The 1203-nt window shown below is 67.7% G+C and carries 1 protein-coding gene; it reads right to left on the reverse strand.

Annotation, left to right across the window (positions count from 1 at the left end; all coding sequences use genetic code 11):
• Positions 1-1203: L-serine ammonia-lyase (locus PV768_RS21805; protein WP_421094201.1), on the reverse strand; the 1203-nt coding region annotated here is incomplete at both ends.

Genomic DNA, 1203 nt, shown 5'->3' on the forward strand with positions numbered 1-1203 from the left:
AGCATTCGACGACGTTGACGGCGAGGCCGCCCATGGCCGTTTCCTTGTATTTGGAGCTCATGTCCTTGCCGGTCTCGCGCATGGTCACGATGACCTCGTCCAGCGAAACCCGGTGCGAACCGTCGCCCCAGAGCGCCATCTTCGCCGCGTTGATCGCCTTCGCCGCCGCGATCGCGTTCCGTTCAATGCAGGGCACCTGCACCAGGCCCCCGATCGGATCACAGGTCAGGCCCAGGTTGTGCTCCATCGCGATCTCCGCGGCGTTCTCCACCTGCGCCGGAGTCCCGCCCATCACCTCCGCCAGACCGGCGGCGGCCATCGACGACGCCGAGCCCACCTCGCCCTGGCAGCCCACCTCAGCCCCCGAAATCGACGCCTGCTCCTTGTACAGGACCCCCACCGCACCCGCGGCGAGCAGGAACTTCACCACCACATCCTCCCGGTCCACCCGGGACGCGTTCTCCATCCCCGGCGCGAAATGCAGCGCGTAATACAGCACCGCCGGGATGATCCCCGCCGCCCCGTTCGTCGGCGCCGTGACCACCCGCCCGCCCGAGGCGTTCTCCTCATTGACCGCCAGGGCGATCAAATTAACCCACTCCTGCCAATACTTCGGATCATGGAACTCGGCCCCGTCGCCTTCGTCCTCGGACCCGGCCGGCCGGGCGCTTTCCTTCCGCAGCCGGTCATACCAGTCCGGGGCCCGGCGGCGGACCTTCAACCCGCCCGGCAGCACCCCCTCACGCTTCAGCGACGCGGCCACACACCCCTCCATCACCGAATAGATGTGCAGCAGGCCCGCCCGGATCTCCCCCGGCGTGCGGCTGTCCTCCTCGTTCACCCGCATCACATCACTGATGCCCAGCCCGGTTTCCCGGCAATGCTCCAGCAACTCCGCCGCGGTCCGGAACGGCAACGGCAGCTCCTTCTTGGACACCTCCAGCTCCAGCTGGGCCGCGTCCTCCTCGCCCTCACGGACAATGAACCCGCCGCCCACCGAAAAGAACGTCGCCGCATGCAAAACCTCGCCCGACGCGTCGGTGACCGTGAACGTCATCCCGTTCGTGTGCCGCGGCAGGACAGTCAACGGCCGCAGCACCATATCCTTCACCCCATACGGCAACGCCACCGCACCGGCCAGCTGCAGCAACCCCGTCTCCGCGATCGCCGCCAGCCGCTCCTCCACCTCCTCCGGCAAAATCA

It is taken from the genome of Pseudarthrobacter sp. CC4 (assembly GCF_048957775.1).
Lineage (GTDB): Bacteria > Actinomycetota > Actinomycetes > Actinomycetales > Micrococcaceae > Arthrobacter.